Annotated in this window: 1 protein-coding gene; it reads right to left on the bottom strand. The window is 69.0% G+C overall.

Annotated elements, in window-relative coordinates:
- Positions 1–62: 62 nt before the first annotated feature.
- On the bottom strand, positions 63–1502 hold the full coding sequence (gene gndA / locus ACXIZN_RS43120) for an NADP-dependent phosphogluconate dehydrogenase (RefSeq protein WP_192747658.1): 1440 nt from the start codon (positions 1500–1502) through the stop codon (positions 63–65).
- Between the last annotated feature and the right edge of the window lie 379 nt (positions 1503–1881).

The following is a 1881-nucleotide window of genomic DNA, read 5'->3' as shown; positions in this document are numbered from 1 at the left end:
CCGCGTGATGGCCCCCTGGTAAGCGGGGGCCATCACGCGGCCTGTCAGCCCTGTCAGCCCTGTCAGGCGGAGGACTCGGGACGCCCGTCGGCCGCCCAAGCGGTGTGGAACGAACCCTCGCGGTCGACGCGGCGGTACGTGTGGGCACCGAAGTAGTCTCGCTGCCCCTGCACCAGCGCGGCGGGGAGCCGCTCCGCGCGCAGACCGTCGTAGTAGGCCAGGGCGGTCGAGAATCCCGGCGTCGGGATGCCGAGCCGCACCGCTGTGGAGATCACCGAACGCCAAGAGTCCTGGGCGTCCTCGACGGCCTTGCGGAAGCCACCTGAGGTCAGAAGCGTCGGCAGCGCGGGCTCTTCGGCGTACGCGGCCGTGATGTCGTTCAGGAACTTCGCGCGGATGATGCAGCCGCCGCGCCAGATGGACGCGACCTTGCCGAGGTCGATGTCCCAGCCGTATTCGGCGCCGCCCGCCTGGATCTGGTTGAAGCCCTGGGCGTACGCCACCACCTTCGACGCGTACAGCGCCTGCTCGACGTCGTCCGCGAAAGTGTCCAAAGCGGACCCTGTCAGCGGAGCGCGCGAGGGGCCGCCGAGGCCGCGGGAGGCCTCGCGCAAGCTCGACGAGCCGGACAGCGAGCGCGCGAAGACGGCTTCGGCGATGCCGCTGATCGGCACGCCCAGGTCCAGTCCGATTTGGACGGTCCAGCGGCCGGTGCCCTTCTGCTCCGCCTGGTCCGCCACGACGTCGACGAACGGTTTGCCGGACGCGGCGTCGGTGTGGGCCAGTACCTGCGAGGTGATCTCGATCAGGTACGAGTCCAGCCTGCCCGAATTCCAGGTGCGGAAGACCTCGGCGATCTCGGCGGGGGAGTAACCGCCGGCGCCGCGCAGGAGATCGAACGATTCGGCGATCAGCTGCATGTCGGCGTACTCGATGCCGTTGTGCACCATCTTCACGAAATGCCCGGCGCCGTCCGCGCCGACGTGCGTGCAGCACGGCTCGCCGTCGACCTTCGCCGAGATGTCCTCGAACAGCGGCCCGAGCGACTGGTACGACTCCTTGGACCCGCCCGGCATGATGCTCGGCCCGTGCAGCGCGCCCTCCTCGCCGCCGGACACACCGGTGCCGACGAAGTGGATGCCCTTCTCGCGCAGCGCGGCCTCGCGGCGCCGGGTGTCCGCGAAGTGCGCGTTGCCCGCGTCGACGATCACGTCGCCCTTCTCGAGGAGCGGGACGAATTCGTCGATCACGGCGTCCGTCGGCGCGCCTGCCTTGACCATGATCACGACCTGGCGCGGCCGCTCCAGCGCGTCGACGAACTCCTGCGCCGAATACGCCGGGATGAAGTCGCCTTCGTCGCCGAACTGCTCGACCAGTTCCTTCGTGCGCTGCTCGGAACGGTTGTGCAGGGCCACCGTGTGCCCGTGCCTCGCCAGGTTCCTGGCCAGGTTGCGGCCCATGACCGCCAGGCCCGTGACCCCGATGCTCGCCTTCTTGCTCATCCGCACCCTTCCGCTTCGATTCCCGTGCCGAGCCTATCCCCGTCGAGGGATACGGCGCCGGGGCGAGAAGGGATCAACCGGGAGTTGTCCACAATCGTGCCCGCCTGTGGACAACTCGGCTCACGCGTCCCGAGGCGGCGCTTGCGGCGGTACGCTGGGATCGGGGTCGCCCCCCAGGGACGGGTGGGGGCTGCGTGTGGGGCTTCCGAGGTGCGGTGAGCAGGGGTCGAGTGTTCCCAATGTCGCATTGGGGACGTTGAGGGTCTCGAAGGTGGCATTGGGAACGCGCTCGAGCGGCGGTATGAAGCGTGCCACGAGGCCAGGGGAGGGTTGCGAAAGCCACTTTCGCAACCTTCAACGTCGCGAAAGTGGCTTTCGC

The sequence above is a fragment of the Amycolatopsis sp. TRM77291 genome, assembly GCF_054166285.1.
This window is presented reverse-complemented; position numbering and strand designations above follow the sequence as displayed.

Bases quoted from the DNA above. Each gene is read 5' to 3' on its own strand.
- gndA (WP_192747658.1), bottom strand. From the start codon at position 1,502: ATGAGCAAGAAGGCGAGCATCGGGGTCACGGGCCTGGCGGTCATGGGC.